This window comes from Timaviella obliquedivisa GSE-PSE-MK23-08B, assembly GCA_019358855.1.
Classification (GTDB): domain Bacteria; phylum Cyanobacteriota; class Cyanobacteriia; order Elainellales; family Elainellaceae; genus Timaviella; species Timaviella obliquedivisa.
Genome location: JAHHII010000001.1, coordinates 1 through 24662, shown reverse-complemented (window position 1 = coordinate 24662; position 24662 = coordinate 1). Strand labels below are relative to the sequence as shown.

The following is a 24662-nucleotide window of genomic DNA, read 5'->3' as shown; positions in this document are numbered from 1 at the left end:
TTGAACTCTTCCGACTAAAAGCCAGAACGTTTAGTAAGTCTCAACGTGCCAGCGCTCTTTAATCGATCGCTGATACTCTTTCCAAACAACTCCTTCCGGCTCAGCAGCACCCGCCATTGCCGCATCAATGCCATCCTCCATTCCCTTCAATCCGCAGATGTAAGTATGAGTTTTCTCATTCTTCACCAAATTCCAGATCTCTTGGGCATGTTCGGCAACTCGGTGCTGAATATACATCCTGCCGCCCTCAGGGTTCTTCTGCTCACGACTAATCGCGTAAGTGACCCGGAAGTGGTCAGGATACTGAGCCTGCAACTCTTCCAACTCCTGCTTGTACAAAAGGTTAGGTGTAGTTGCTACCCCAAAGATCAGCCAGGCAAACCCTTTGAATTGATAATCAGGATTCGCCGCTCTCTCATTTTCCTTAAACATCCGCCATAGATAAGCGCGGAACGGTGCAATCCCGGTGCCCGTTGCCATCATAATCACGTTGGCATCTTCATCAGCAGGCAAGAGCATTTCCTTACCCACTGGACCTGTGATTTTCACTTCGTCACCAGGCTTCATCTGCGTTAAGAACGTTGAACAAACGCCATAGATTGTTTCTCCAGCTTCGTTCTTATATTCCAACTGACGCACGCATAGCGACACCGTTTTGTCGTCAACATCATCTCCGTGGCGAGTCGAAGCAATGGAGTAAAGGCGAATTTTGTTAGGCTTACCTTTGCTATCAACGCCATCGGGAATAATCCCAATACTTTGACCTTCAAGATAGGTCAAATCTCCTTGAGAAATATCAAACTTGACGTGCTTAACAGTCCCAATACCGCCCTCTTGAACCATTTCTTGAGTCGAGAGACATTTGCCAATATAAGGACTATTGGGACGATAGATATTAACCGGAATATCTGCCTTAGATACTTTTTCTTTGGCTTGGGTCACAGGCTTTGCTCCTTCTGTTGACTTGGGCTGAACATTGGTGCCAGAAATATCAGTGCCAGAAATATTAGTGCCAGAAACATCAGTGCCAGAAGAGACTTTGCCATTAGTCGCTACGCTATCGGTAGAGACAGGCTGAATGCTGACAATGCGACCCCCCATGCGCAGAATCTTTTGCATTTCCTGATTCATGCGGGAGTAGGGCACAGTGATCAACACGCTGCCACTCCGCCGAATTGGATAATCCATCTTGTCGCTTTGTGGGGTTTGCCGTAACCCTTCAACTTCGTAGATAAAAAGGCGGCTGCCATAAGCTGTATTGGAAGCACTGCCTACTGCGCTGGGATTGTACATTGCTTGTTAACCTATCTCCTAACCCGTCTAAAAAAATTACCGTCAAGCTTCTAAGGCAAATTCATAGAGAATCTTGCTCGTCAAAAGCTGATTGGTAATAGCGTAGCATTGTGGCAGTCTCCAGAGACACGAACTCATGGAGCGATTAAAAAAACACTCCTCTTCATTACCATAGAAGGCAATTTAGTAAATGAATGTGGCGATCGCATCATTTTAGGCTAATTAAAGATTCGACATACCTCACAAAAGTCTCTAGTCTTCCCTTGTAGTGATGATCCCCTTTTGGTAGAATCCAAATACCGAGATAGTACTAATAACTTGCCTTGTCTTCCAGCCTAGTTAGGGAAGTCAGCAATATCCTGACTGTAAGAGCAGGCTGGCTCAAAATATCCAAAAGAGCAGGCTGGCTCAAAATATCCAAAGTTGATAAAGCGTTTATTTCTCTAGAGGAAACTTATGATCAGTACGCCAGACCGTGTGGTTCTAATTGGTGTCGCCGGAGATTCAGGATGCGGTAAATCCACCTTCCTGCGCCGCTTGGCAGATTTATTTGGCGAAGACTCAATGACTGTGATCTGCCTAGACGACTACCACAGTCTGGATCGCTACCAGCGTAAAGAAACAGGGATTACAGCCCTGAACCCAGCTGCCAACAATTTTGATCTGATGTACGAGCAGATTAAGGCGCTGAAGGAAGGTCACCAAATTATGAAGCCGATCTATAATCATGAGACGGGCTTAATTGATCCTCCTGAGTCTATTAAACCGACTCCCATCGTTGTGATAGAGGGTTTGCACCCCATGTACGACGAACGGGTGCGATCGCTCCTTGACTTCAGCGTCTACCTCGACATTGACGACGAAGTTAAAATCGCCTGGAAAATTCAGCGCGATATGGCAGAGCGGGGTCACACTTATGAAGACGTATTGGCAGCGATCAACTCCCGTCGCCCCGACTTTGAAAGCTATATTGATCCTCAAAAAGCCCACGCTGATGTAGTCATTCAAATCTTGCCAACCAAGTTAATTAAAGATGACAAAGAGCGCAAAGTCCTGCGCGTCCGCCTCATCCAAAAAGATGGCGTTGAGGGCTTCGAGCCAGTTTATCTGTTCGACGAAGGCTCCAGCATCGACTGGATTCCCTGTGGACGGAAGCTGACCTGCTCTTATCCTGGTATTCGCATGTTCTATGGCCCTGACAGCTACTATGGTCACAGCGTTTCGGTGCTAGAAGTTGATGGACGCTTCGATCGCCTCGAAGAAATGATTTACCTCGAAAGCCACCTCAGCAACCTCTCTACCAAGTTCTACGGCGAAATGACCGAGCTATTGCTAAAGCACAAAGAGTACCCTGGCTCTGACAACGGCAGCGGCTTGTTTCAGGTGTTAGTTGGTTTGAAAATGCGAGCCGCTTACGAACGCTTGGTGGGCGGTGAAGCAAAAATGGCGGCGAAGGCGATCGCCAACTAATTGTTCTGTAATCTTGTTCACCATCTTGATATGGGGGGTGTGGCAGTGCCATGCCCCTATATTTTTTAGGAATTTTTTTTATGAGTATTGCTGAAGACCTGTGGCAGGAAAATCAAGATTTGGCGATCGCCTGTCTACAAAACCCCTTCGTGCAGGGCATTGCAAACGGCTCCTTACCCAAAGCCAAGTTCGCCTACTATGTTGGACAAGATACTTTCTTCTTAGAAGCGTTCGCCCGCGCCTACAGCATTGCCGCTGCCAAAGCTCCTGACTGGCAAGAGTTCAACGTATTTCACGACTTAGCTAGTGGTGTGCTACAAGAACTTAACCTGCACCAAACCTATGCCTCCCAGTGGGGCGTTAACCTCAAAATGGTTGACCCTGGAGCCGCCACTCGGCGCTATACCGATTTTCTGCTGGCAACTGCTTGGAGCCAAACCGTGGGTGTAACGGCAGCGGCAATGTTGCCCTGCATGAAGCTTTATGCATTTTTGGGGCGATCGTTAGCGGCAAATGGTATTCCTGCTCATGATTACGCTGATTGGATTAGTACCTATGGCAGTGCGGAGTTTGAGCCGTTGGCAGAGCAATTAGCACAGTTAGTGGAGCAGTACTTAAGGGGGGATGAGGAGGGGCGACCCTTGCGGTATCTGCAAAGCAGCCCGGTTTATCGCTATGCCATGCAGTGTGAGTTAGATTTTTTTCAGGCGGCTTGGAATGTTGAGTGATCTAGGAGAGAAAATTATTTGTCATGCGGCTTAGTAGTAAGCACCATGTGAGAGCATTTAGGCATGATTGACCTTGGAGTTGAGATAGAATCTTTAGTCAATTTGTTACTCATTTTAGGTCAGATAATGCGACGGCAGGAAGCCCTCAAAATTTTGGCTAACCATCAGAACACGCTAAAGGATCTTGGCGTTGAGTCTCTGATGATTTTTGGCTCAGTGGTAAGGGATGAAGCGCGAATAGATAGTGATATTGATTTGCTAGTAGAGTTTAACCGTCCGGTTGGGTTGTTCACGTTTATACGCCTGAAACGATACCTTGAAGAGATCCTAGAGAGTTCGGTTGATTTGGGCACGCCCGATTCACTCAAACCTTATCTGCGAGAACCTGTTTTTCGGGAGGCTATTCGTGCCTTCTAGAAATTGGCAAAATAGGGTAAAAGATATGCTAGCTGCGATCGCAGAAATCCGAGGGTTTACAAATGGAATAACGTTTAAAGAGTTCCAAGATGATCGGAACACGATCAGGGCAGTCTTGTATAACCTTGCAATTATTGGTGAAGCAGTTGGTGGTATTTCGCCTGAGATAGAAGCTTCACACTCTGAAATTCCCTAGATTGACGTGCGCGGAATGCGAAATATTGTGATTCATGAATATTTCCAGGTCAATCTATCCATTATTTGGCAAATGCTTCAGCAAGACCTTGTTCAATTGGAGCTTTCTCTTCAACAATCGATAGATTTATAACGCTGTCGGCAATAACTGAAAATTACTAAACCGTAGCGTTGTATCGGGATAAAGCTGACTGAGCCAGCCTTCAGCATTGCCTCGGCGGATTTCACGCTTGGCAAGAAGGTAGTAATTTCCTACTTTTTCGTAAGAGTCGCGAATGTCGTCCTGCTCTATTAGTTCTGCGGTCTTAGCACCTCGGAAAATAGCTTGAAAGTGGGTTTGTAGATAGCCTTCATTGGTTTTCGATGAATCTAAGGTTTTAATTTCGACGGTAAACTCACCAATGTTGCGGTTAACCTGAACTATTGCCTGGTCTTTAACAATGTACCGAGCGCTGTTTTCATCCTTAGTTTCCTCAATTTCGGCAGTACTGCCTTCGTTATTGACTAGCGCAAACTGATATTGTCCGTGCATTTCGTCAAATGTCGTGGAGTGTAACTGGGTAGCTACCATTTGTAGTTGCGCCATGATGACTTGGCGAATATCTTGATCAATTACGTTCTGGGTGGCTACTTGTAGCTCGGCGTTAAGCATCACAGCGCCTTGAACATAGGTGTCTTGATAGCGAACTGCAACTTCTGCTTGGTAGCCAGGGAAGGCTGTGTCCCAGGTGTAGCGGTTTTCGTAGGCGGTTTTAAGGAGGGTTCTGGCATCGGCTTGAGTCTGGGGAGATTCTGCGGCAATGCTGGGCGAAATGCTGAGGGTGAGGAGGACGATCGCCACAATAATGCGCCCTAATCCCAACCCAATTCTTTGCTGCATTCGTTTCCAGTTCATCATCATCTCGCTGCTCATTGCTAAAGGCTGACCAAACAGGTATAGATTGCCCTTTTATTTGCAATCTACAACAGGTTCAGTTCAGCCTATGCCCAAGCTATGCGGTTACGGTCGGGACTAGCTTCTCCAACATTAGCTTCGATCGCTTCACTAACTCTGGCACGGGCACAGGATAATCACCCGTGAAGCAAGCTGAGCAGAAGCTTTCAATGTCATCTTGGGTGGTCTTTAACATCCCTTCCAAGCTAAGGTATGCCAAAGAATCTACGCCAATTTGCTGACCAATTTCTTCGACGGTCTTAGTTGCACCAATAAGTTGGTCTTGGCTATCGGTATCGATGCCGTAGAAGCATGGATGGGTGACAGGGGGCGAAGAAATGCGCATGTGAACTTCTGTCGCGCCAGCATCGCGTAGGGCTTTAACGAGCTTGCGGCTAGTCGTGCCTCTGACGATAGAATCATCAACGACTACAATGCGTTTGCCGAAGAGCACATCTTTCAGCGGGTTAAGCTTCATCCGAATCCCTGATTCACGCATGTGCTGAGTCGGTTGAATAAAGGTGCGCCCGACATAGCGATTTTTGATCAATCCTTCAGCGTAGGGAATGCCTGAGGTTTGGGAAAAGCCGATCGCCGCTGGAATGCCCGAATCAGGAACACCAATGATCAGATCAACCTCAGCGGGGGCTTCGAGTGCCAATTGTCGTCCAATGCGCATTCGATAGCTGTAAAGGCTTTCATCATGCATGATGCTGTCAGGACGGGCAAAATAAATCATTTCAAAAATGCAAAGCTTGCGCGTTTCGGGCGTTGCCCATTGAAAAGATTCCATGCCTGTTTCGGTGATCCACACCATTTCGCCAGGGGCAACATCGCGCAGATAGTCTGCGCCAATGATATCTAGGGCGCAGGTTTCTGAGGAAAGGACGTAGCGCAATGGCTCGTTAGGAAGTTCGCTTTTAAGGGTGCCAATGACGAGCGGACGAATGCCATTTGGATCACGCACGCCCATGATGCCTTCGGGAGTTGCGATCGCCAAGCTGAATGCCCCTTGACAGCGACGGAACGCACTGATTGCTCCATCTAGCCAGCCTTTACCAGTGTTAATAGCCTGTGCAATGGCGATCGCAATCATTTCTGAATCAGTCGTGGTGTTAAGCTGCACCCCAGTTTCCAACAACTCTTCCCGTAACGCCGGAGTGTTAACCAAATTGCCATTATGTGCCAATGCTAGTTTCCCAAGTCGGGTTTCGACCAAAGCAGGTTGGGCATTAACAACCCGGCTCGACCCAGTAGTGGAGTAGCGCGTATGTCCAACTGCCAACGTGCCAGTCATTTCTGCCAAAATCTGTTCGCTGAAGACCTGAGCGACCAGCCCCATCTCTTTATGAAGGTGAACTTGGTTGCCTTCAAAAACGGCAATACCAGCCGATTCCTGCCCCCGATGCTGTAGTCCGTATAGACCAAAATAGGTCAATTTGGCAACATCTTCTTGAGGTGCATAAATGCCAAAAACACCACACGCTTCTTCGGGTTTATCGGGGCGCGCTGCTTCGCAGATACCGCTAGGGTCGGGTTGCACATCTGGGAGAGATCCAAGAGCACGTTGATTGTCAAAAGAATGATCGGAACTAGGCATCATGGGAGAGATGGACTCCTGTATTCGGTAGTTATTTGAGCAAGACCAACGATGTATTGACCCCACAAAAACTCAGTGGGGGGCGTGTGTTAATTGTTACTTTTTTGCTTTATTACAGTAACGTATGGTGTAAACAAAACGCTACAGAAATACAGAGTGGGCAGGACTGTTACTGCTCTAAAAGGCGGCGTTCAATGGCTTTAGACCAGCGATCGTCCATTGCTTCGATCTTAACGTTTATTAACGACAGATTATCAGTTGTTAAAATCTCTAATCTTCCCCCGATCGCACTAACCTCTCCTAACGCCTGCCAATTTTCAGCTAAGTGGACGTGCAGATAAGTTTCCCAGTCCGCCGCTTGAGCAGGTGCAATAGAAACCAAGATCCTAGCGCCACCTTCAGCAAATAATAAATGGTCAAAACGCTCGCCTGAGGGAACGGTCAGCGTTGCCCCTCGATCGCCACTGATGCAAGCTTCAGCCAGGGCAACTCCTAGTCCACCTTCGGCACAATCATGCGCCGACTTGACCCAGCCTTGGCAAATGCCTTCCCGACAGACCGCTTGGACTTGCCGCTCTAAGTTAAAGTCAACAATAGGGGGCATTCCAGCGATCGTGCTGTGGATAGTTGCGAGATATTCAGAGCCGCCAAAAGTAATGCTGGGGCTGACGGTTTCGAGGGGTAGCCCTAAAAGATAGATGCGATCGCCCTCTTCCTTCCAACCCTGACCACAGATTTTTGTTAAGTCAGCCACTAATCCCACCATGCCCACGACGGGCGTAGGATAGATGGCTTGGGGCTTGCCTTGCGAGTCTAAGGTTTCGTTGTACAGCGATACATTGCCCCCGGTGACGGGCGTTGAAAATTCTTGACACGCTTCTGCCAGTCCTCGACAAGCTTCGGAGAGTTGCCAATAGCCCGTGGAATTTTCGGGGCTGCCAAAGTTAAGGTTGTCGGTGACTGCGATCGGCTCGGCTCCAACGCAGCTTAGGTTGCGGGCGGCTTCAGCAACGGCGGCTTTTGAGCCTTCGTAAGGGTGAAGATAGACATAACGGGCGTTGCAGTCTACGGTTGCAGCAACGCCTCGGTTAGAAGCGGCACCTGCCTCTGTTTGAGAGCGAAGACGAACGATCGCGGCATCTGCCCCACCGGGAAACAGGACAGTGTTATTCTGCACCTGATGATCATACTGGCGATAAATCCAGCGTTTAGAGGCGATCGTCGGGACATCTAGCAAGGTCAGCAAGACATCATTCCAGCTTTGCGCCTTGCCGGCGATCACAATGCCCTCATCTGTGGCGGTTGGCAGAGCAGAAACATTCCATGCCCATGCTTGCTGTGCGTACTTCGGCGGCTCTGGGGGTAACTCGCGGTGATAAATTGGCGTATTGTCTGCTAAAGCGGTTGCCGGAATTTCAGCCGCAACGCTGCCCTGAAAGAGAATTCGCACAATCGGCTCGACAATGACCACACCGGCAACGACCGCGTGCAGTCCCCATCGTTCAAAAATATCAATTAGCTCCTGTTCGCGCCCCTTGTCAGCTACAAACAGCATTCGCTCTTGCGATTCTGACAGCAAATACTCGTAAGGAACCATTCCAGTTTCTCGCACAGGAATCAGATCCAAATCTAACTCAATGCCAACACCGCCTTTAGCCGCCATTTCAGATGTTGAGCAAGTAATTCCGGCAGCACCCATATCTTGGGCAGCAACCACGGCTCCTGTTTTAAAGGCTTCTAAACAAGCTTCGATCAAAGACTTTTCTAAAAATGGATCACCGACTTGAACCGCAGGGCGATCGTCCATCGACGTATCACTTAGCTCTGAACTGGCGAAGCTGGCTCCCCCCATGCCGTCTCGTCCCGTCGTCGAACCCACATATAGGACTGGATTGCCAATACCGATCGCCCCTGACTTGACAATATCTGGCGTTTCCATCAACCCCATTGCCATGGCATTGACCAGCGGATTACCAGAGTACGCTGGGTCAAAATAAACTTCGCCGCCCACGGTCGGTACGCCTACACAATTGCCATAGTGAGAAATTCCTGCGACCACGCCACTTAGTAATCGCTTCGTGCGGGCATCGTTGAGGTCACCAAACCGCAGCGAATTGAGAATGGCGATCGGGCGTGCTCCCATAGTAAAAATATCTCGCAAAATCCCGCCCACGCCTGTTGCAGCACCTTGAAAAGGCTCCACCGCTGAAGGATGGTTATGGGACTCTATCTTAAATGCTAGTCGTAAGCCATCGCCAACATCTACAACCCCCGCATTTTCGCCAGGTCCAACCAAAACACGGCTGCCCGTCGTCGGAAATTGTTTCAATAAAGGGCGAGAGTTCTTGTAGCAGCAATGCTCTGACCACATGACCCCAAACATGCCGAGTTCAGCTTTGTTGGGGTGTCGCCCTAATCTCCGAAAAATTTCTTCGTATTCTTCAGGTTTAAGCCCTTCTGAGGTAATTTCTCCTAAGGAGAAAGGCGCGGTTGCTATGGCGGAAGCCTCTGTCATAGAACGAGGAAAGCTCAAGATAATTTGACAAGCTTCATTCTATCGGCATTGGGGCGAGAAGATGGTGAAGTTGAGAAGGGGAACCAGAATCGATCGCGCTGACCAACGCGCTCAACCGCACCTTCAGCCCTGAAAAGTAGAAAACTTAGGCACCTCACCCTGACCACTGGCATTTCTAAGCCTGTTGAACTCTGGCGCAAATTGGTAGATCAAAGCAGTGATCCCAAAGACCACTGTGACCGCACCAAGACCACAAGCAATCGCAAACGATCGCTCCATTCCCTTACCCTCGCTCAACCCTGTAGAGGCTGCTTTAGAGGTAACAGACGAATCAGAGTAAACTTGGGGGAAAGCTTGATTTGACTGAGTAGATTGCATAATTTAGACAAGTCTCTGAAGGAAGAAGAAGTAGGCGCTTAATTCAGCCCTTACCCTAAAGGAATTTACCCAACCTTCACAACCGAGGGATTTTGGCTCGATCGCGTAAAGAGCAACACTTTTCCCACCCAGACCCCACTCCCCTTACTGAGATAACTGACCTGCTCTTTAAACCGTTCATCTCAGTGGTATTGGTGTAAAGCTTTGATCAGACGTGGGTTCGAGGCTTTTGATGTTTTTAGGAAGGGTTTAAGTTGATACCTCAGCCTGAAAAAACTCGATATCCTACCCTGTGATTTAAGGCACAAACAAGCTTGCACAAATCGTTGAAACCGTTAGAAATACTATCTGTACAGGAAGCAATGCGCTTAAATTCTTGAATTTCAAGCCGTTTCAGCCCTTACTTAAAAAAGGTCAGCATTTTCAAATGCTAACCTTTCCTTAGTAAAGTGTTGTAACGGGCAAGGAGGGATTCGAACCCCCGACACCGTAGTCCGTAGCCACGTGCTCTAGTCCACTGAGCTACATGCCCTTAACCATCAATACAAATACTACCATACAAAATCCAATGACACAAAACTCCTTTCAAAATTTTCCTGCCTCTGAGCCTCAAATCCTGACGCACCTCGATGCTGAAGGTCAGGCACACATGGTAGATGTTTCTGCTAAAACCCAAACCGATCGCCATGCAGTCGCTGTAGGGCGCGTCCGAATGCTAGCGACGACCTTTACTGCCATTCAAGCTGGAAATGCCCCCAAGGGAGATGTGCTAGGGACTGCAAGGCTGGCAGGCATCATGGGGGCAAAACAAACGGCAATTTTAATTCCGCTTTGTCATCCTTTGCCGTTGCAAAAGGTGGAAGTACAAATTATCCCAGACTCTAATTTGCCGGGATATCAGATTCGGGCAGAAGTCAAAACCAAGGCAGAAACAGGGGTGGAAATGGAGGCACTGACAGCAGTTTCGGTGGCGGCTTTAACGCTTTATGACATGGCAAAAGCTTTAGAAAAATCGATTCAAATCGAAGCCATTTATCTGGTGCAGAAAACGGGCGGCAAATCGGGAGACTATAGTAATCCTCAGTAACAGTTAATCCTCAGTAATCCTCTCCAATCATCAGAGCCGATTCCCAGGAGTCTTCCTTCTGAGAGGTCGCATTACCCCATGATTCAATAAGCGATAAGCTTTACAATGAAATCCATGAGATCAAAACCTTTTGGAAATCTGTAAATCTCATCACCATCTTTCGATTCACTACTCAACAAAATTTATGCCTCCACGCTGGCCCCGCCAACCCGATCGCAATGACCCCGCCTTTCGTCGTCTCGACGATCGCATGAATTTTGCTACTCATGTTGCTGTTTTTTCGGCAATCAACTCTGGAATTTGGTTTGTCCGCACCATTAAAGCATCTGACTGGACTTGGTCAGTTTGGGTGACAGGTGCATGGGCGCTAGCATTGGTGGCGCATGGGGTATTTATTTTTGCGATCGCCAGTTACAACGAGTCTAAACCTGATCAAGGATAAACGGAGACTTCACCATGGCTTACAGCAACTCGACCGAAGCAATTGAATCCCTTGCCGCGTCCATTGGCGACAACGTTTATATTGATGTCGCCAAGTGGCATCTTTACCTGCGTGATGCTCACCTTAGTAAACCTTTGGCAGAGCAGCTTTATCCGCTGCTTGCCCAGAAAGCGGTCACAGAAAGCCAGGTTCAAGCTATCTTGAAAGGAATTTCTGTCAAGCTAGGCGGGGGCAAGATGGAGGTTTCTCTTGCCGATTTGCTGCCTATGCAGTCTCAGGTGCATTTAATGGACGTATTGGAAGATTATCAGCGGGAGCTTTAATAGTAAGTTCCTGACTTGCGGTGTTGAACAGCAGTCACCCCAACTGCCTCCATGACCTTACCGTTGTCTACGGTGGCATAGATCAGCCAATGGTCGCCGCACTCCATGCGGTTTTGCACGGTGCACTCCAGGTAAGCAAGGGCTTCATCAAGGATGAGGCATCCATTGTTAGCAGCATGGGTGGAAATAGTAGCAAACCGATTTTCTCCAGGGGCAATGGGCTTCAAAAAGTGTCGCCGCAGGTTTCGTCCTTCCTTCAAAATATTTAAGGTAAATTGACTGCCCAAAGTCGGAAGCGTTGCCTCGGCATGGCTCATGGGAACTGCGATCGTTACTCCCGGTGGACTGAAGGTGGCTTGCGATACCCAGGAAGTCAGCAGGGCTTGGTGAGCATCGAAACGGTTGGTGGTAATGACACACAGCGATCCAGTAATGCGGCTGATGGCTTGCTCGGTGCGATCGGCAGTTTTTGCTTCTATGCCCACCTGGCGGGGTGCCCGATTCTTCTGGGATTTTTTGAGTGCTTGCACAAACTCTGTCCCTGCTGCTGCACATTGATTCACAATCTCTTCAGTCGGCTTAAACTTAATCCGAATGGGCGCAAAGCCAAAACTGTAGCCTGCATCTTGAAGCTTGCTTTGCAGCAAATCAACCGCTTCTCCGCTCCAACCGTAAGAGCCAAATACGCCTACTAGCTTAGTCCGCTCTGTAGTTGAGAGGGCAATCCCTAACGCCGTTTGCATTTGGGTGGGTGGATGACCTGCCAAAGTCGGTGTGCCCATAATGAAGCCGCCACAGTGCTCTAAGGCATCCGCAATTTCGGCGGGTTCGGCAAATTCGCAGTTGATCGACTGCACAGTTGCGCCGGCTTGCACCACACCATGGGCGATCGCCCGTGCCATAGCAGCCGTATTGCCATAAGCCGAAGTAAACAACAGCGCCACATTGAGTTCTTGTGATTTCTGCTGCTCGCACCACTGGCGATAGTCGTAGGTTAAACGGCTGAGGCTGTAACTGACCATAGGGCCATGCCCTGGCGCGTACATTTTTGCCGCAAAGGGAGCTAGTCGATCGAGAGCGGTTTCAACCTGCCGAAATTGACTGGCGTGAAGACAATCAAAATAGTAGCGGCGATCGCCATCTAGCTGCTTCCAATCCTCATCTAGCACTGGCTGATCGCAAACATGAGTGCCAAAAAGCTTGTCGGTGTATAAAATTTGTGTTGCCGCATCGTAGGTGCAAAGTCCATCAGGATGGCGAGGAGTCGGCACAGCGATAAACTGCAACTGATGACCTTGCCCCAAATCAACCGTGTCGCCGCCCGTTACCACCTGAATATCTAAGAGGCGATCGGGAAATGCTGCCTTCAGAGCAATTTCTGCTGCACGGGTGCAGATAAAGCAAATTTGAGGCGCAACTTCCACTCCCAATAACGCTTCTAGGGTGGCAAAACGGTTGGGATTAGCGTGTCCTAAAATTACATAGTCAATTTGTTGAAAATAGACGTGATGATAAAGCTCGTCTAAATAAATGTCAGTAAACGATTCTCCCGGCGGGTCAATTAAAGCAATCTTATCTGCCTGGATGAGGTAAGAATTGGCGGTTGTGCCTCGTTGCTGAGCGTACTCCACCTCAAACTTGAGCCGTTCCCAGGTGCGCGATCGCAATACCATCGTCTGGGTGCCGATGGAAGCAACTTGTACGTCACGAGGCTGAGTATCTGCCATAAAAAAATCAAAAGATAAGGAGGGTGAAAAAACAACCCAATGGTCACATCAAGACATATAAATTCCGGCGCTACTAGATGAGGGATGAACTAGTTTAAAGCCCTTTTTTTGGGAGAGGGATTGGGGAGAAGTCTATCCAGCTTTACCAATCAACCTTACTCCTAGCCTCTACTCTAAGACTGTGGAGGAACTAGCTTGTTACGTCGCAATTCAGCACCACCGAAATCTCTTCTAGCTTAAAGATCTCTTCTAGTTTAATTAGTAATGGTTGCCTACCTTACGATGATGAACAGCCGTTAACCCATCTGCTTTAGAGACTCGCCCCGCATCTACTGTGCTGTAAACAATCCAATGATCAGGGCATTCCATCCGGCTCACGACCTCGCATTCTACATACGCTAAAGCATCGGCAAGGATAGGCGAACCGTTGGCAGCAGGATAGGTTTTGATGCCCATAAAGCGATCGGCTCCTGGGGCAAACCGCTTGAGGAAATGCCGCATTAGCAGTTGATAGTTGCCTTCCTCTAAAACGTTGAGGATAAAGCGATCGCCCACATGCATAAACGACTCGATCGCCCGATCTTTTGCCACAGCAATACTCAAACCCAGAGGCTTTGTGCTTGCCTGGGATACCCAAGACGCAAGCATTGCGCTCGATACACCGCCCTTTTCAGCCGTAATAATGTATAAACCGCCGCTTAATCGTCCTAATGCTTTGTCCAACTCATTGTCTAGCGCTTTCATTTGCTTGACCGTGCGATCGCGCGTTAACCACTGCCCCAAGTCCGTACCTGCTTCGTCACATAATTGATAAGTTGCGTTCCCCGGCGTTTCCTTGATCAAAATAGGTGCAAATGCTTCCCGCACGCCAATTTCTTGAAACTTGTTCCGCAACGGATACACCGACTCATCATCGCCACCGCCCGACTCAAACAAACCCACAACTTGCTTAGGATTAACTGCTGCTAAGAGCGTACTCAGGGCAGCTCTCGCCGCCGATTGAGGAGGCATTCCAATGACAATGCCACTTGCCAAACCCACCATTTCGATCACCTCTTGTGGATCAGTGGCTTTGAGGTCAATAAGCTCAACAGCAACCCCAGTCTTAGCAATTCCATGGGCGATCGCCTGTGCCAACTCGTCGCCGTACCCATAATCTGCTGCATAAAACAGCGCTACCATCGTTTCAGCCTTTGCCTGGGCTTGGCTCCAATCGCGGTAACGCTCCACCAGTTCGGGAATATGGTGATGCAAGAGCGGACCATGCCCTGTGGCGATCGTACAGTAAGAGGGCAAGTCTCCCATACGCTTCAGGGCAGCCAGCACCGAACGAGCGTTAGGCCCCATTAAGCAGTCGTAGTAAAGCTGATAGTCGGCATTAATGAGGGCTAAATTTTCGTCGTAAAGCTGATCATCGCAAAAGTGCAACCCAAAAACATCACAGGTGTAAAGCACCTGGGTTTTGTGGTCGTAGGTGAGCATCGTGTCGGGCCAGTGAAGATTGGGCGCAGCGACAAACTCTAGCTCGTGACCGTTGCCTAGGTCGATGCGATCGCCATTTTTCACTACCATTCGTTCAAATGATTGGTGCAACAAATCTTCCAAAAACTGAATCGCAACTTTAGTGCCAACTAGAGTAATTTGGGGCGATCGCTGCAAAATGTCTTTAATTAAGCCACTGTGGTCAGGCTCAGTGTGACTCACAACAAGATAGTCAACTTGAGTTAAGTCAATTAGCCCGGTCAGGGTGTCCAAATAAAGCTGACGAAACTTTTCGTGGGAAGTATCGATCAGTGCAACTTTCTCGCCCCGGATTAAAAAGGAATTGTAGGTGGTACCGTTTTGTAGCTCAAATTCAATGTCGAAGCGATCGCGATCCCAGTCCAGCGATCGAATGGCAAGCGTTTCTTCCGCAATGCCCACGGTTTGCAGGGTCAACCGAGTCTGGGAACGTTCTGCAAGTGCTACCATATCCACCCTCCTAATTCTGTAAACAACAGATTCTGATTCTTGCGCTCTACTCTCCCTATCATCCTAAAAGATAAAGCATTGTAAATTTTTATTAAGTGAATAGTACTATTAGATAATCTTATGTCGATCGCCTCGTTTCTTTACCATTGCTCAAAAGAACTAAAAAGATTTCTCAATCCTTAAAAACCTTACCTCATCTGCTGTGTAAAAAAATGTCCTACAACGCCTCATTCTAAAAAATAAACGCGCTGAATGCTTGAGATAGTCCATTTCTCCAAGGTTCCATTAAATAGTGATGACTAATAAATACTTAAATTGGCGAGTATAGGACTCATAGCTATTACTAATCAATCTTAAATAAAATCTTTAAAAGTGCTCCCGAATTTATCCTATCGCCATTCCTATATAAAGAATTTAGATTTACAATCAGTTCCAATCGTTCAAGAAATCTAAATATTTGTTGTCTCTTCTTAACCAAACGGCACAAAAGCCTCATAGCCCGCAAATTTTAGCTCCCTACTGCGATTTGTCATTCATTCCATCACTCAATCTAAGAATTAAAAGATGCCTCGTATTCTTGTCATCGACGATGACTCAGCAATTTCAGAACTTGTTGCCGTAAACCTAGAAATGGCTGGGTACGATGTCAGCCAAGCCGAGGATGGCATCAAGGGACAAGCATTAGCGCTCCAGCTTTTACCAGATCTGATCATGCTAGATTTAATGCTGCCAAAGGTCGATGGCTTTACGGTCTGCCAAAGACTCCGACGAGACGAGCGCACTTCTGAAATTCCTGTCCTGATGCTGACTGCTTTGGGTCAAACGAAGGACAAAGTAGAAGGCTTTAACGCAGGAGCGGATGATTACCTAACTAAACCTTTTGAAGTTGAAGAGCTGCTTGCAAGAATTCGGGCTCTGCTCCGACGCACCGATCGCATTCCCCAAGCCGCTAAGCACTCCGAAATCTTGAGCTTTGGCCCCTTAACTTTGGTGCCCGAACGCCTTGAGGCAATCTGGTTTTCTAATACGGTTAAGCTGACTCACTTAGAGTTTGAGCTACTCCATTGTCTTCTTCAACGCCATGGGCAGACCGTTTCTCCCAGCGAAATCTTAAAGGAAGTCTGGGGATATGATCCCAATGATGATATTGAGACTATTCGTGTTCACGTCAGGCATCTCCGGACTAAGTTAGAGCCAGACCCGCGCCATCCTCGATATATCAAAACGGTCTATGGGGCAGGATACTGCTTAGAACTCCCTGCAAACGTCCTATCAGACGAGGTAGCTGCCTCTTAACAGCCCCACTGGCGATCGCGCCAAACAACCGAACATCAGTCATCTTAGGTCATATCTTAAGTTGGGTCGTTCGTTTCCTGAAAGCATTGGTACTGTTTAATTAGAGCCTGTGATCATAATCACAGAAAACTCTGATCAAGATCGCCACTTCTCTTAAGTTAGAACCACATAATGTAAGAGACTCAACTCTAGCCGAGTCATCAACAGGGAACACACGACTTGCCGACAGAAACCTTTTGGAATCTGTCGGTTTTTTATTGAGTGCAATACAACATCGCTGATTATCCTAGCCTCTCTCGCAGGTCTAGCTTAGGATATCTCCTGTGGGCAGTTGGACTCAGCCCACCAGATGCTTTAAGATACAATCCCAACTCTCTATTTGCCTCATGTCTACCGAAGACCAAATGGCTTTATTCGGCGCGGCAGATTTGCCCGCCCTTGTGCCAGGAAAAGATTTTGACCCTGACCTCATTCCCATTAACGCAAAATTGCCTATTCTAGCAGGCACCTACACCTCAATGGATGAGATTAAAGTGCACTGCAACCGCTGTCAGCGCTGCGATTTGGGTGCAACGCGCACTAACGCAGTGATTGGGAGAGGGAATCCCGATGCAAATTTAATGATTATTGGTGAAGGACCTGGGCAGAATGAGGATGAGACGGGCATTCCTTTTGTAGGCAAGTCAGGGCAACTTTTAGACAAAATCTTGGCTGCAGTAGAATTAACTGAGGCAGACGTGTTCATCGCCAATATTGTTAAGTGCCGTCCGCCTGCCAATCGTGCTCCGTCGGATGCAGAGATGAATACCTGTCGTCCTTACTTAATGGAGCAAATCCGCATGGTCAATCCGAAGGTGATCTTGCTATCGGGTGCATCGTCAGTAAAAGGACTTTTGGGCGATAAGCGAGGCATTACTAAAATTCGGGGAGAATGGATTGAGTGGGAAGGTCGCCTTTGTATGCCCGTATTCCACCCGGCTTATTTATTGCGAAACCAGTCACGGGAGAAGGGGCAGCCAAAATGGCTGATGTGGCAAGACATTCAGACCGTGAAAGCAAAGTTAGCTGAATTGGCTTAACCTCTGACCTCTGGCTTCAATTCCCGCTCCATTAGGGCTTCGACTGCCTGTTGTGCAGTAATTTTTCCGTTTAGAAGCTGGTAAACCTGCCAAGAAATTGGGACTGCAATACCCTGATGTTCTGCGAGGTTAATCAGAACATTCGTTGTGCTGACTCCCTCTGCTGTGCCTTGGAGTGTGGCAAGAGTTTGTTCCAGAGACTTGCCTTGAGCAAGTCCAAAGCCAACTTGATAGTTACGGCTGAGGGGGCTGCTACAAGTGGCTAGCAGGTCGCCCATGCCAGATAATCCAAAGAAGGTTTCGGGCTGTGCGCCCAAGTGTGTGCCAATACGGATCACTTCAGCTAGGGCACGGGTAAGCAGAGCAGATTTGGCGTTGGTGCCCAGGTTCAGACCATCGCAGACTCCAGCGGCGATCGCAATCACATTTTTTAGGGTTCCGCCTAGTTCTGTCCCTAGAGGGTCTTGATTGGTGTACACCCGAAATTTTTCTGATGAAAAAACGGCTTGCACCTGCTCAGCCGCAGCGATATCTCGGCTCGAAACTACTGTTGCGGTGGGCAATCCCTGCTCAATTTCTTTAGAGAGATTAGGACCCGACAGAACCGCGATCGCATGATGGGGAAACGTCGCTTGCCAAATTTGCGAGGGGGTTCGACCGCTCGCCGGATCAAGCCCTTTAGTTGCACTCAGCAGAATGGTATGGGCGGGCAAGCCAATCTCCTGGACTTGCCCTGCCAACTCTGCCACCCCTTTCATGGAAATGGCAGACACTACGACATCAACATCCATCAACGCTTCTGCTAGACTCAATTCACCACGACGCGACCACAGCCTCGACTGGTGCCCTGCCTGGGTCACAAGGGTAGCTAAAACAGATCCCCAGGCTCCTGCACCCAGGACAACGACGGTTGATGCGTTCACGATGGCTTCTTGATGCTCCTATGCAGCGACCAGCCCATTATGCCGGAGTAAAGCTTGAGTATCAGGTTCGCGCCCTCTAAAAGCTTTGAAAACTTCCATGGGGTGCTTACCGCCGCCCCAAGCCAGAACCGTATCCCGGTAGCGCTGCCCCACTTGAGCGATCGCCCCCTCATCTTCCAGCCCTGCTTCTTCAAATGCTGCAAAAGCATCGGCACTTAACACCTCAGCCCACTTGTAGCTGTAATAGCCTGCTGCATATCCACCAGCAAAAATATGACCAAAGGCACACAGGAACGCATCTTCGGGCAGCGGATCAAGCACCATAGTAGTTTGAGCTAATCGCCGCCGCACGTCTGCTGCCGTTTCTTTGCCTCCAGGCTGATAACCAGAGTGCAGTTCCAAATCTACCCAGCTTAAGTGAATTTGACGGAGCATCCCACTGCCGCTCATGTAAGTTCGGGCTGCTAGCAGCTTCTGGTAGTAATGATCAGGCAAGGGCTCACCTGTTTGATGGTGTCTGCCCAAGCTCAAGAGCGTCGCCCGATGATAGCACCAGTTTTCCATGAACTGACTGGGCAACTCGATCGCATCCCATTCTACATTGCGAGTTCCGGCTGCCATGGAATAGTCTACGCGGGTTAGCATATGGTGCAAACCATGCCCAAACTCATGAAACAAGGTTTCGACTTCGCCAAAGGTCATTAGACTCGGTTTGTCGTCTACGGGCGGAGTTTGGTTGCAGACAAGGTATGCTACAGGCAGGCGCACGCTACCATCAGTCATTTTGGTGCGACTGATGCAGTCGTTCATCCAGGCTCCACCCCGTTTTTCAGCAGGACGACTGTAAGGGTCGAGGTAGAAAGAGGCGATCGCCTCTCCTTGCTGATTCGCCACCTGAAAGTAGCGTACATCAGGATGCCAGATTGGAACTTGCCCATCTTTGGGGGTAATCACAACGCCAAAGATTTTCTGGGACAGCGCAAACAACCCCTCTAAAACCTGATCTAAAGGAAAGTAAGGACGCAATTCTTCAGCATTAAAGTCGAACTTTTCTTCCCGTTGTCGCTCTGCCCAGAAGGCAAGATCCCAGTGCTGGAGGTCATTGCCCTCGGCTGCACCTTTCGACCGAGCATACTCTCGAAGGTCTGCCAAATCTTGCTTTGCTGCCTCATAACTGGCTTGCCGCAGTTGCTCTAGCAGCGTTTCAACAGCAGTTACACTAGGAGCCATTTTCTCAGCCAAGCTAACCTCTGCAAAGCTATTGAAGCCTAAAAGCTTCGCCTTTTCCTGACGTAAGGTCAATATCTGCTCGATTAAAGGAGAATTGTCGAACTCACCCGATGAAGCCCGACTGACAAAGGCTTTGTACAACTTTTCGCGAAGGTCGCGACGACGGCTGTGTTGCATGAAGGGCATATAGCTAGGCATATCGAGCGTAATGCGCCAAGGCCCTGCATCGGGGGTGGCATTCTCATCGCCCGCTGCCCTTGCCATCTGTGCCGCCAAGCCAACGGCACTAGGAGGTAATCCAGCAATGTCGTCGGGTTGAGTCAAGGTCATGCTGAAGGCTTTAGTTGCATCTAGAACATGGTTAGAGAAGCGAGTAGAAAGCTCAGCGAGTTCAAGCTGAATAGCATTAAAGCGATCCTTGGCATCGCCTGTTAAGCCCACGCCCGAAAGCTCGGCATCTCGTAATGAAGTTTCAACGATGCGCTGCTGACTTTCTTCCAACTTGTGCCATTCTTCGCTGTGGCGGAGTGCTTTAAAGCCTTCGTAGAGGGGCTGACTTTGGCTCATGCGGTTCCAAAACTGAACCGCTGCGGGCTGCATAGTTTCGTAAGCTTCGCGCAACTCTGGGCTGTTTTTAACGCTCATTAGGTGTCCAACCACGCCCCAACTCCAGCTCAGGCGATCGACAATTTCTTCTAACGGCTCAACTAATCCTTGCCAGGTGGGCATGAAGTTGGCTTCCAATTGAGAAAGGCTATCCTCAGATTCAGATAAAAGCTGTGTGATGGCTGGGATCACTTGCTCGGTTTGAATTTGCTCGAACGGTGGCAAGCCTTTACCAACTAGAAGCGGATTTGCAGAGATAGTTGCGGCACTCATATCAATATCCTTTGCGTTTTTTTCAATCTAACGTAAGCAGAATGGTTCCGGAGTCAGCTACTTGGGCTACCTCGGATAAAGCAGGCTGGGCTGACATTGGGGCAGGTACCATTTCGCCTCGAAAGTCTAAAAGCTGAACTAGTAAGAGGTAAGCAAGGCTTAGAATGATAGCGATCGCCCCAGTCAACACTGCAACAATTTTTGAACGATCCATAATATTTTTAGGCACTACATTGTTAATTTTCTTCACTCTTATAGTTTTAGCCTGACACAAAAAATGGGCAAAATCTGGATAATTAACTTCGGATAACCCGTCTGTTTCCTCCAACGATATGAATGCCATTATCCCTTCCTCCGCTTTACCTGCCACGAGCGATCGTCCTACTGTTGTTGAAACCTACGAACTGCGCAAGGTTTACCGCACAGGCTTTTGGATGAATCAAAAAATGGTGTCATTGCAAGGCTGCACCTTACAAATCTTTCAAGGTGAAACTTTTGGGCTGCTGGGTCCCAACGGCGCTGGCAAGACGACTCTACTGAAGTGCTTGCTCGGAATTACCCGTCCGACTTCAGGTAAAGGGCTGTTGTTGGGTCAAGCTTTGGGCGATCGAACGGTCAAACAACGGGTGGGCTATTTACCCGAAAATGCCTACTTCTACGATTATCTGACCGGATGGGAGTTTTTGCAGTATGTTGCGGGATTGTTCCAAATTTCTGCATCTATTCAGAAAAAAAGAATTCCAGAGCTTCTAGAATTGGTGGGCTTAGAGCAGTCTGCTGCTCGTAAAAAGCAACTCCGCCAGTACTCTAAAGGGATGTTGCAACGAATCGGCATGGCGCAAGCATTAATTAATGATCCAGAAGTGGTTTTTCTTGATGAACCGATGTCTGGACTTGACCCCTTAGGACGCTACCAAATTCGAGAAATTATTCTTTCGCTAAAGGGGCAAGGAAAGACAATTTTCTTTAATAGCCATGTGCTATCGGATGTCGAAAAAATTTGCGATCGGGTTGCTATCCTTGCTAGGGGCGAAATGCTCTGCATCGGCTCACTTCAAGAGCTTCTCGGTAACGCGGATCTGTACCAAGTCAAAATTAAAGGTGGAAAATCGGATGTATTACGCCAATGGATACCTGACCTAGAGTTTCAAGAGAATCACTGGCAGGGACATCTTAAGGGCAACCCTCAGGACTTTATCGCTAGTTTGGACTTGATGGGTGCGCAATTAATCGGCATGAATTTGTCACGTCCTACCCTAGAAGATTTCTTTGTCCAACAACTCCGGCAGCGTGGAATCTACACCAGCAAGTAGCCTGTCAGCTAATGAACTTAATCTATGATTTGTATTAGTAGCGAAGATTTTTCTCACTTTTCCTAATTCTATGACCGCAGCAGATCAATTGGGTTGGCAACATCACTTCATTGAAACCAACAATATCCGTCTACATTGTGTGATTCAAGGTGAAGGCAAATTGGTTGTTCTCCTCCATGGCTTTCCCGAATTTTGGTACTCTTGGCGGCATCAAATTCCGGCTTTAGCCAAACATTTCAAAGTCGTTGTACCTGACCTGCGGGGCTACAACGATTCTGATAAGCCTGAAAGCGGTTATGACATTGATACACTGACAACCGATGTTCAAGGATTGATTCACAGCTTAGGCTATCTCAAAGCGCATGTGGTTGGTCATGATTGGGGTGGAGCGATCGCTTGGCATTTCGCCCAGAAATTTCCGAATCTACTCGATCGCCTTGCCATCCTCAACGCTCCCCACCCAGAACGGTTTAGGCAAGAAGTACTCAGTAACTTTGATCAGATTCAACGCAGTTGGTATATGCTAGCGTTCCAGGTTCCAGTCCTCCCAGAATGGCTCATTCAGCGCAACTTGAGCGGTTTTATCAAGAATCTGCTGCAAGGACAATCTGTCCGTAAGGGCGCATTTACAACACAAGATACAGAAATGTATCAGGCGGCTTTAGAAAAACCAGGAGCGCTGACTGCTGCCCTCAAGTATTACCGCTCGCTGTTGGCTCCTCAATCTTGGTTGAGTAGCTGGGGGCGATCGCCTACCCTCATTACTTCCCCTACTCTTGTTCTATGGGGAGAAGAAGATCAATTCCTCAGTACTAAGCTGACTGAAGGAATCGATCGGCTAATAACCGCCCCATTCCGGCTAAAGATCTTGCCTCAGTGCGGTCATTGGGTTCAGCAAGAGGCACCTCAAACAGTAAACCGAGAGTTACTAGATTTCTTGCGCCATGTCTAGAAGCTGTTGCGCCATGTCTAGAAGCTGTACGGATCTGAGGCGCTGTGACCGATTGTTGGTTGTCTTCCCGTAATCATGCGGTTCTTAATTAATACGGAAAACACCTAATCTAGTTCTTGTGTGGGTACCTAGCGGGTACTTAGCTTCTAGTGAACGCATCAATAAAAATCTAGATAGACATGACCCATATAAATAGACTGCCTTTCGGTTGTGCCCACCCAGGCTTGATTAACTCCCAAGACTCCTTAGATTCCGCCTCTTCAGATTCTGCCTCTAGTATTAGCTCCATGGATACGTCGATTCGTTCAGGATTACAGGATCGGCTGGGGCTTTATCAAATATTTCTCAGACTATATGAAAATCACCGAGGATTATTAGACGAAATCTTAGGCTTAGAAAGTTCTGGAACTCGCTCATTTGGACGAATTACGACTCCTTATATTCAAGGTATGGTCATTGGTGATCAGATTTCAATTGTTACTAATCTGCTCCACGGTAGGACTCAAGCGACAACACAACCCCAAAATACCTGGCTCATTGGGCGTGACTCTTGCCAAGTCAGTATTGCCTTGCCCGATCGCCGTCTGTCACGATGTCATGCTTCAGTGCAGTATGTGGAAGAGCAAGGGTTTTATTTGACAGACCTGGGGAGCAGCAATGGTTCTCTCGTTAATGGTGAACTGATTCAAGGAGCCACTTTACTGAAAGATGGCGATCGCATCCGCCTAGGCAGTCTTATCTTCACTTTTTTCCTTTGTCAGTCCACTCACTGCTTTCAGCCTGTTAATTTCAGCAACTCCAATTCGTCCGCGATCGCAGATATCTGCGTTCCCTTAAAATCCCTTGCTCAAGTGCAGACCGAGGTTGAACTGCTAGAAGATATTGACGCTACCCCCTCACAAGAAAATAGCTCCGAGACTAATTTTCTCGAAGATACTTGCAGGTTTAATCATAAACAAGACCTCTCTAAAGGACAATGTCACGATATTTGCTGATCTACGACCCCTAACACCTGCTAAAATATCGTCGTCGTGGCAATAGAGACTATCCTTCTTTGAGTCAATCTGTAGATCTGCCTAGAGTTGATGAATTCTTGCAAGAACTGGCTGCAATCCAGCAAACTAGCTCAAAGCGTATCGCTTTGCTAGGAACGCGCCATGTTCCTATCACTCATCAACATCTCATTGAGCTTATGAGTTACGCGCTAGTTCTAGCTGGCAACCAGCTTCTAACATCGGGCGCAACTGGAGCTAATTCGGCTGCAATTCGGGGAGCCATGCGAGCTGACCCGAATTTGTTAACTGTCATTCTGCCTCAGAGTTTAGAGCGCCAACCCCGCGAGTCGCGCGAACAGTTAGAACAAGTTATACACTTAGTCGAAAACCCTGGGAATGACAGCTTATCTTTGGGAGAAGCCAGCGCCCTTTGCAATCAGGAAATTGTGACTCGATGTCAACAGTTGATCTGCTTTGCCTTTCATGACAGCACAACTCTTCTTAAAACCTGTGGGGATGCAGAAGATCAGCGCAAAGTCGTGACACTGTTCTATTTCGATTAGAAATTTATTAGTCTTTAGCGTCTAGATACGATTTGCTCCATGTCTCTATCAAGATACTGAGAAATCAATCCATACTGCAAAGCTCTAGGTAGCTGCTCCATAGGACGGCTCTCTTGCTCAGCGTTAAAAAATACACAAGACATTTGTACCTAAAAAATTAAAGTACTGCTACTTAAGAAGTGGCAGTACTTTTTTGATGTAGATGTAAAAGTAAGAGAATAGCTCAAAGCCCTAAAAAAGCGCCCCTGTGAAGGAGCGCTTTTCCAATGTCTCGAACTAACTTCCAGCTAGACTCTAGCCCTGGATAGCAGGAGCAGTCAGTGCCACAGGAGCCGCCTCACCCGCTGCCAGG

The 24662-nt window shown here is 48.2% G+C and carries 23 protein-coding genes, 1 tRNA gene and 1 pseudogene; 14 read left to right on the top strand and 11 right to left on the bottom strand.

Features of this window, described 5'->3' with window-relative positions; genetic code table 11:
- Positions 1-30: 30 nt before the first annotated feature.
- Entirely contained in the window at positions 31-1293 is a 1263-nt protein-coding gene (locus KME11_00125) for a ferredoxin-NADP reductase (GenBank protein ID MBW4513613.1), read from the bottom strand.
- A gap of 456 nt (positions 1294-1749) precedes the next feature.
- Between KME11_00125 and KME11_00120 the strand changes: the two genes are divergently transcribed.
- The 5 genes from KME11_00120 (at position 1750) to KME11_00100 (ending at position 4236) form a co-directional block, all read left to right on the top strand.
- A complete protein-coding gene (locus tag KME11_00120; protein MBW4513612.1) occupies positions 1750-2763 on the top strand; it encodes a phosphoribulokinase in 1014 nt (337 codons plus the stop codon).
- 80 nt (positions 2764-2843) lie between these two features.
- Complete coding sequence (locus KME11_00115; GenBank protein MBW4513611.1) at positions 2844-3491, top strand: TenA family protein; 648 nt, start codon at positions 2844-2846, stop codon at positions 3489-3491.
- Between the two features lie 126 nt (positions 3492-3617).
- Positions 3618-3908 (top strand): nucleotidyltransferase family protein, encoded by a 291-nt coding sequence (locus KME11_00110; GenBank protein MBW4513610.1) that lies wholly within the window; start codon positions 3618-3620, stop codon positions 3906-3908.
- Complete coding sequence (locus KME11_00105) at positions 3898-4104, top strand: DUF86 domain-containing protein (GenBank protein MBW4513609.1); 207 nt, start codon at positions 3898-3900, stop codon at positions 4102-4104. The genes KME11_00110 and KME11_00105 overlap by 11 nt, the downstream gene beginning before the upstream one ends.
- A gap of 15 nt (positions 4105-4119) precedes the next feature.
- On the top strand, positions 4120-4236 hold the full coding sequence (locus KME11_00100; protein MBW4513608.1) for a DUF86 domain-containing protein: 117 nt from the start codon (positions 4120-4122) through the stop codon (positions 4234-4236).
- Here KME11_00100 and KME11_00095 read toward each other — a convergent pair.
- The 5 genes from KME11_00095 to KME11_00075 form a co-directional block, all read right to left on the bottom strand.
- A complete protein-coding gene (locus KME11_00095; protein MBW4513607.1) occupies positions 4231-5016 on the bottom strand; it encodes a DUF3386 domain-containing protein in 786 nt (261 codons plus the stop codon). The two genes, KME11_00100 and KME11_00095, sit on opposite strands and share 6 nt — an antisense overlap.
- Before the next feature lie 79 nt (positions 5017-5095).
- Complete coding sequence (locus tag KME11_00090; GenBank protein MBW4513606.1) at positions 5096-6637, bottom strand: amidophosphoribosyltransferase; 1542 nt, start codon at positions 6635-6637, stop codon at positions 5096-5098.
- Between the two features lie 169 nt (positions 6638-6806).
- The gene (purL, locus tag KME11_00085) at positions 6807-9152 is read right to left on the bottom strand and encodes a phosphoribosylformylglycinamidine synthase subunit PurL (protein MBW4513605.1); all 2346 of its coding nucleotides are present in this window, start codon (positions 9150-9152) and stop codon (positions 6807-6809) included.
- A 123-nt stretch (positions 9153-9275) separates the two neighbouring features.
- Positions 9276-9530 carry a hypothetical protein gene (locus tag KME11_00080; protein MBW4513604.1) on the bottom strand — a complete coding sequence of 85 codons (255 nt, stop codon included), beginning with the start codon at positions 9528-9530 and terminating at the stop codon, positions 9276-9278.
- 458 nt (positions 9531-9988) lie between these two features.
- Positions 9989-10062 (bottom strand) — tRNA-Arg (locus KME11_00075).
- Between the two features lie 36 nt (positions 10063-10098).
- On the opposite strand from KME11_00075, the gene moaC reads away from it, so the two are divergent.
- The 3 genes from moaC (at position 10099) to KME11_00060 (ending at position 11382) form a co-directional block, all read left to right on the top strand.
- Positions 10099-10617, top strand: coding sequence for a cyclic pyranopterin monophosphate synthase MoaC (moaC, locus tag KME11_00070; protein ID MBW4513603.1), 519 nt, complete (start codon positions 10099-10101; stop codon positions 10615-10617).
- Positions 10618-10801: 184 nt separating this feature from the next.
- Complete coding sequence (locus KME11_00065; GenBank protein ID MBW4513602.1) at positions 10802-11059, top strand: 2TM domain-containing protein; 258 nt, start codon at positions 10802-10804, stop codon at positions 11057-11059.
- 14 nt (positions 11060-11073) lie between these two features.
- Positions 11074-11382, top strand: a complete 309-nt coding sequence (locus KME11_00060) for a DUF3181 family protein (protein ID MBW4513601.1) — start codon at positions 11074-11076, stop codon at positions 11380-11382.
- Here the strand turns inward: KME11_00060 and KME11_00055 are convergent.
- The gene (locus KME11_00055) at positions 11379-13109 is read right to left on the bottom strand and encodes a diflavin flavoprotein (protein MBW4513600.1); all 1731 of its coding nucleotides are present in this window, start codon (positions 13107-13109) and stop codon (positions 11379-11381) included. The genes KME11_00060 and KME11_00055 overlap by 4 nt on opposite strands.
- Positions 13110-13367: 258 nt before the next feature.
- A complete protein-coding gene (locus KME11_00050; protein ID MBW4513599.1) occupies positions 13368-15080 on the bottom strand; it encodes a diflavin flavoprotein in 1713 nt (570 codons plus the stop codon).
- 564 nt (positions 15081-15644) lie between these two features.
- Here KME11_00050 and KME11_00045 point away from each other — a divergent pair.
- Together KME11_00045 and KME11_00040 are read left to right on the top strand one after the other, a co-directional pair.
- Positions 15645-16376, top strand: a complete 732-nt coding sequence (locus tag KME11_00045; protein ID MBW4513598.1) for a response regulator transcription factor — start codon at positions 15645-15647, stop codon at positions 16374-16376.
- 386 nt (positions 16377-16762) lie between these two features.
- Entirely contained in the window at positions 16763-17455 is a 693-nt protein-coding gene (locus KME11_00040) for a uracil-DNA glycosylase (GenBank protein ID MBW4513597.1), read from the top strand.
- On the opposite strand, the gene KME11_00035 is transcribed toward KME11_00040, so the two are convergent.
- The 3 genes and pseudogenes from KME11_00035 to KME11_00025 all read right to left on the bottom strand — a co-directional run bounded on the left by KME11_00035 (position 17452) and on the right by KME11_00025 (position 20701).
- Positions 17452-18378, bottom strand: coding sequence for an NAD(P)H-dependent glycerol-3-phosphate dehydrogenase (locus KME11_00035; GenBank protein MBW4513596.1), 927 nt, complete (start codon positions 18376-18378; stop codon positions 17452-17454). The genes KME11_00040 and KME11_00035 overlap by 4 nt on opposite strands.
- Before the next feature lie 18 nt (positions 18379-18396).
- A complete protein-coding gene (locus KME11_00030) occupies positions 18397-20487 on the bottom strand; it encodes a M3 family metallopeptidase (protein MBW4513595.1) in 2091 nt (696 codons plus the stop codon).
- A gap of 94 nt (positions 20488-20581) precedes the next feature.
- Positions 20582-20701, bottom strand: a pseudogene (locus tag KME11_00025) (glucose-inhibited division protein A).
- Between the two features lie 118 nt (positions 20702-20819).
- On the opposite strand from KME11_00025, the gene KME11_00020 reads away from it, so the two are divergent.
- The 4 genes from KME11_00020 to KME11_00005 all read left to right on the top strand — a co-directional run bounded on the left by KME11_00020 (position 20820) and on the right by KME11_00005 (position 24310).
- Entirely contained in the window at positions 20820-21800 is a 981-nt protein-coding gene (locus tag KME11_00020; GenBank protein ID MBW4513594.1) for an ABC transporter ATP-binding protein, read from the top strand.
- A gap of 70 nt (positions 21801-21870) precedes the next feature.
- Positions 21871-22752: an alpha/beta hydrolase gene (locus KME11_00015; protein MBW4513593.1), complete on the top strand. Its 882-nt coding sequence runs from the start codon at positions 21871-21873 to the stop codon at positions 22750-22752.
- 449 nt (positions 22753-23201) lie between these two features.
- The gene (locus KME11_00010) at positions 23202-23747 is read left to right on the top strand and encodes an FHA domain-containing protein (GenBank protein MBW4513592.1); all 546 of its coding nucleotides are present in this window, start codon (positions 23202-23204) and stop codon (positions 23745-23747) included.
- A 59-nt stretch (positions 23748-23806) separates the two neighbouring features.
- Positions 23807-24310 carry a DNA recombination-mediator protein A gene (locus KME11_00005; GenBank protein ID MBW4513591.1) on the top strand — a complete coding sequence of 168 codons (504 nt, stop codon included), beginning with the start codon at positions 23807-23809 and terminating at the stop codon, positions 24308-24310.
- Positions 24311-24662 lie beyond the last annotated feature (352 nt).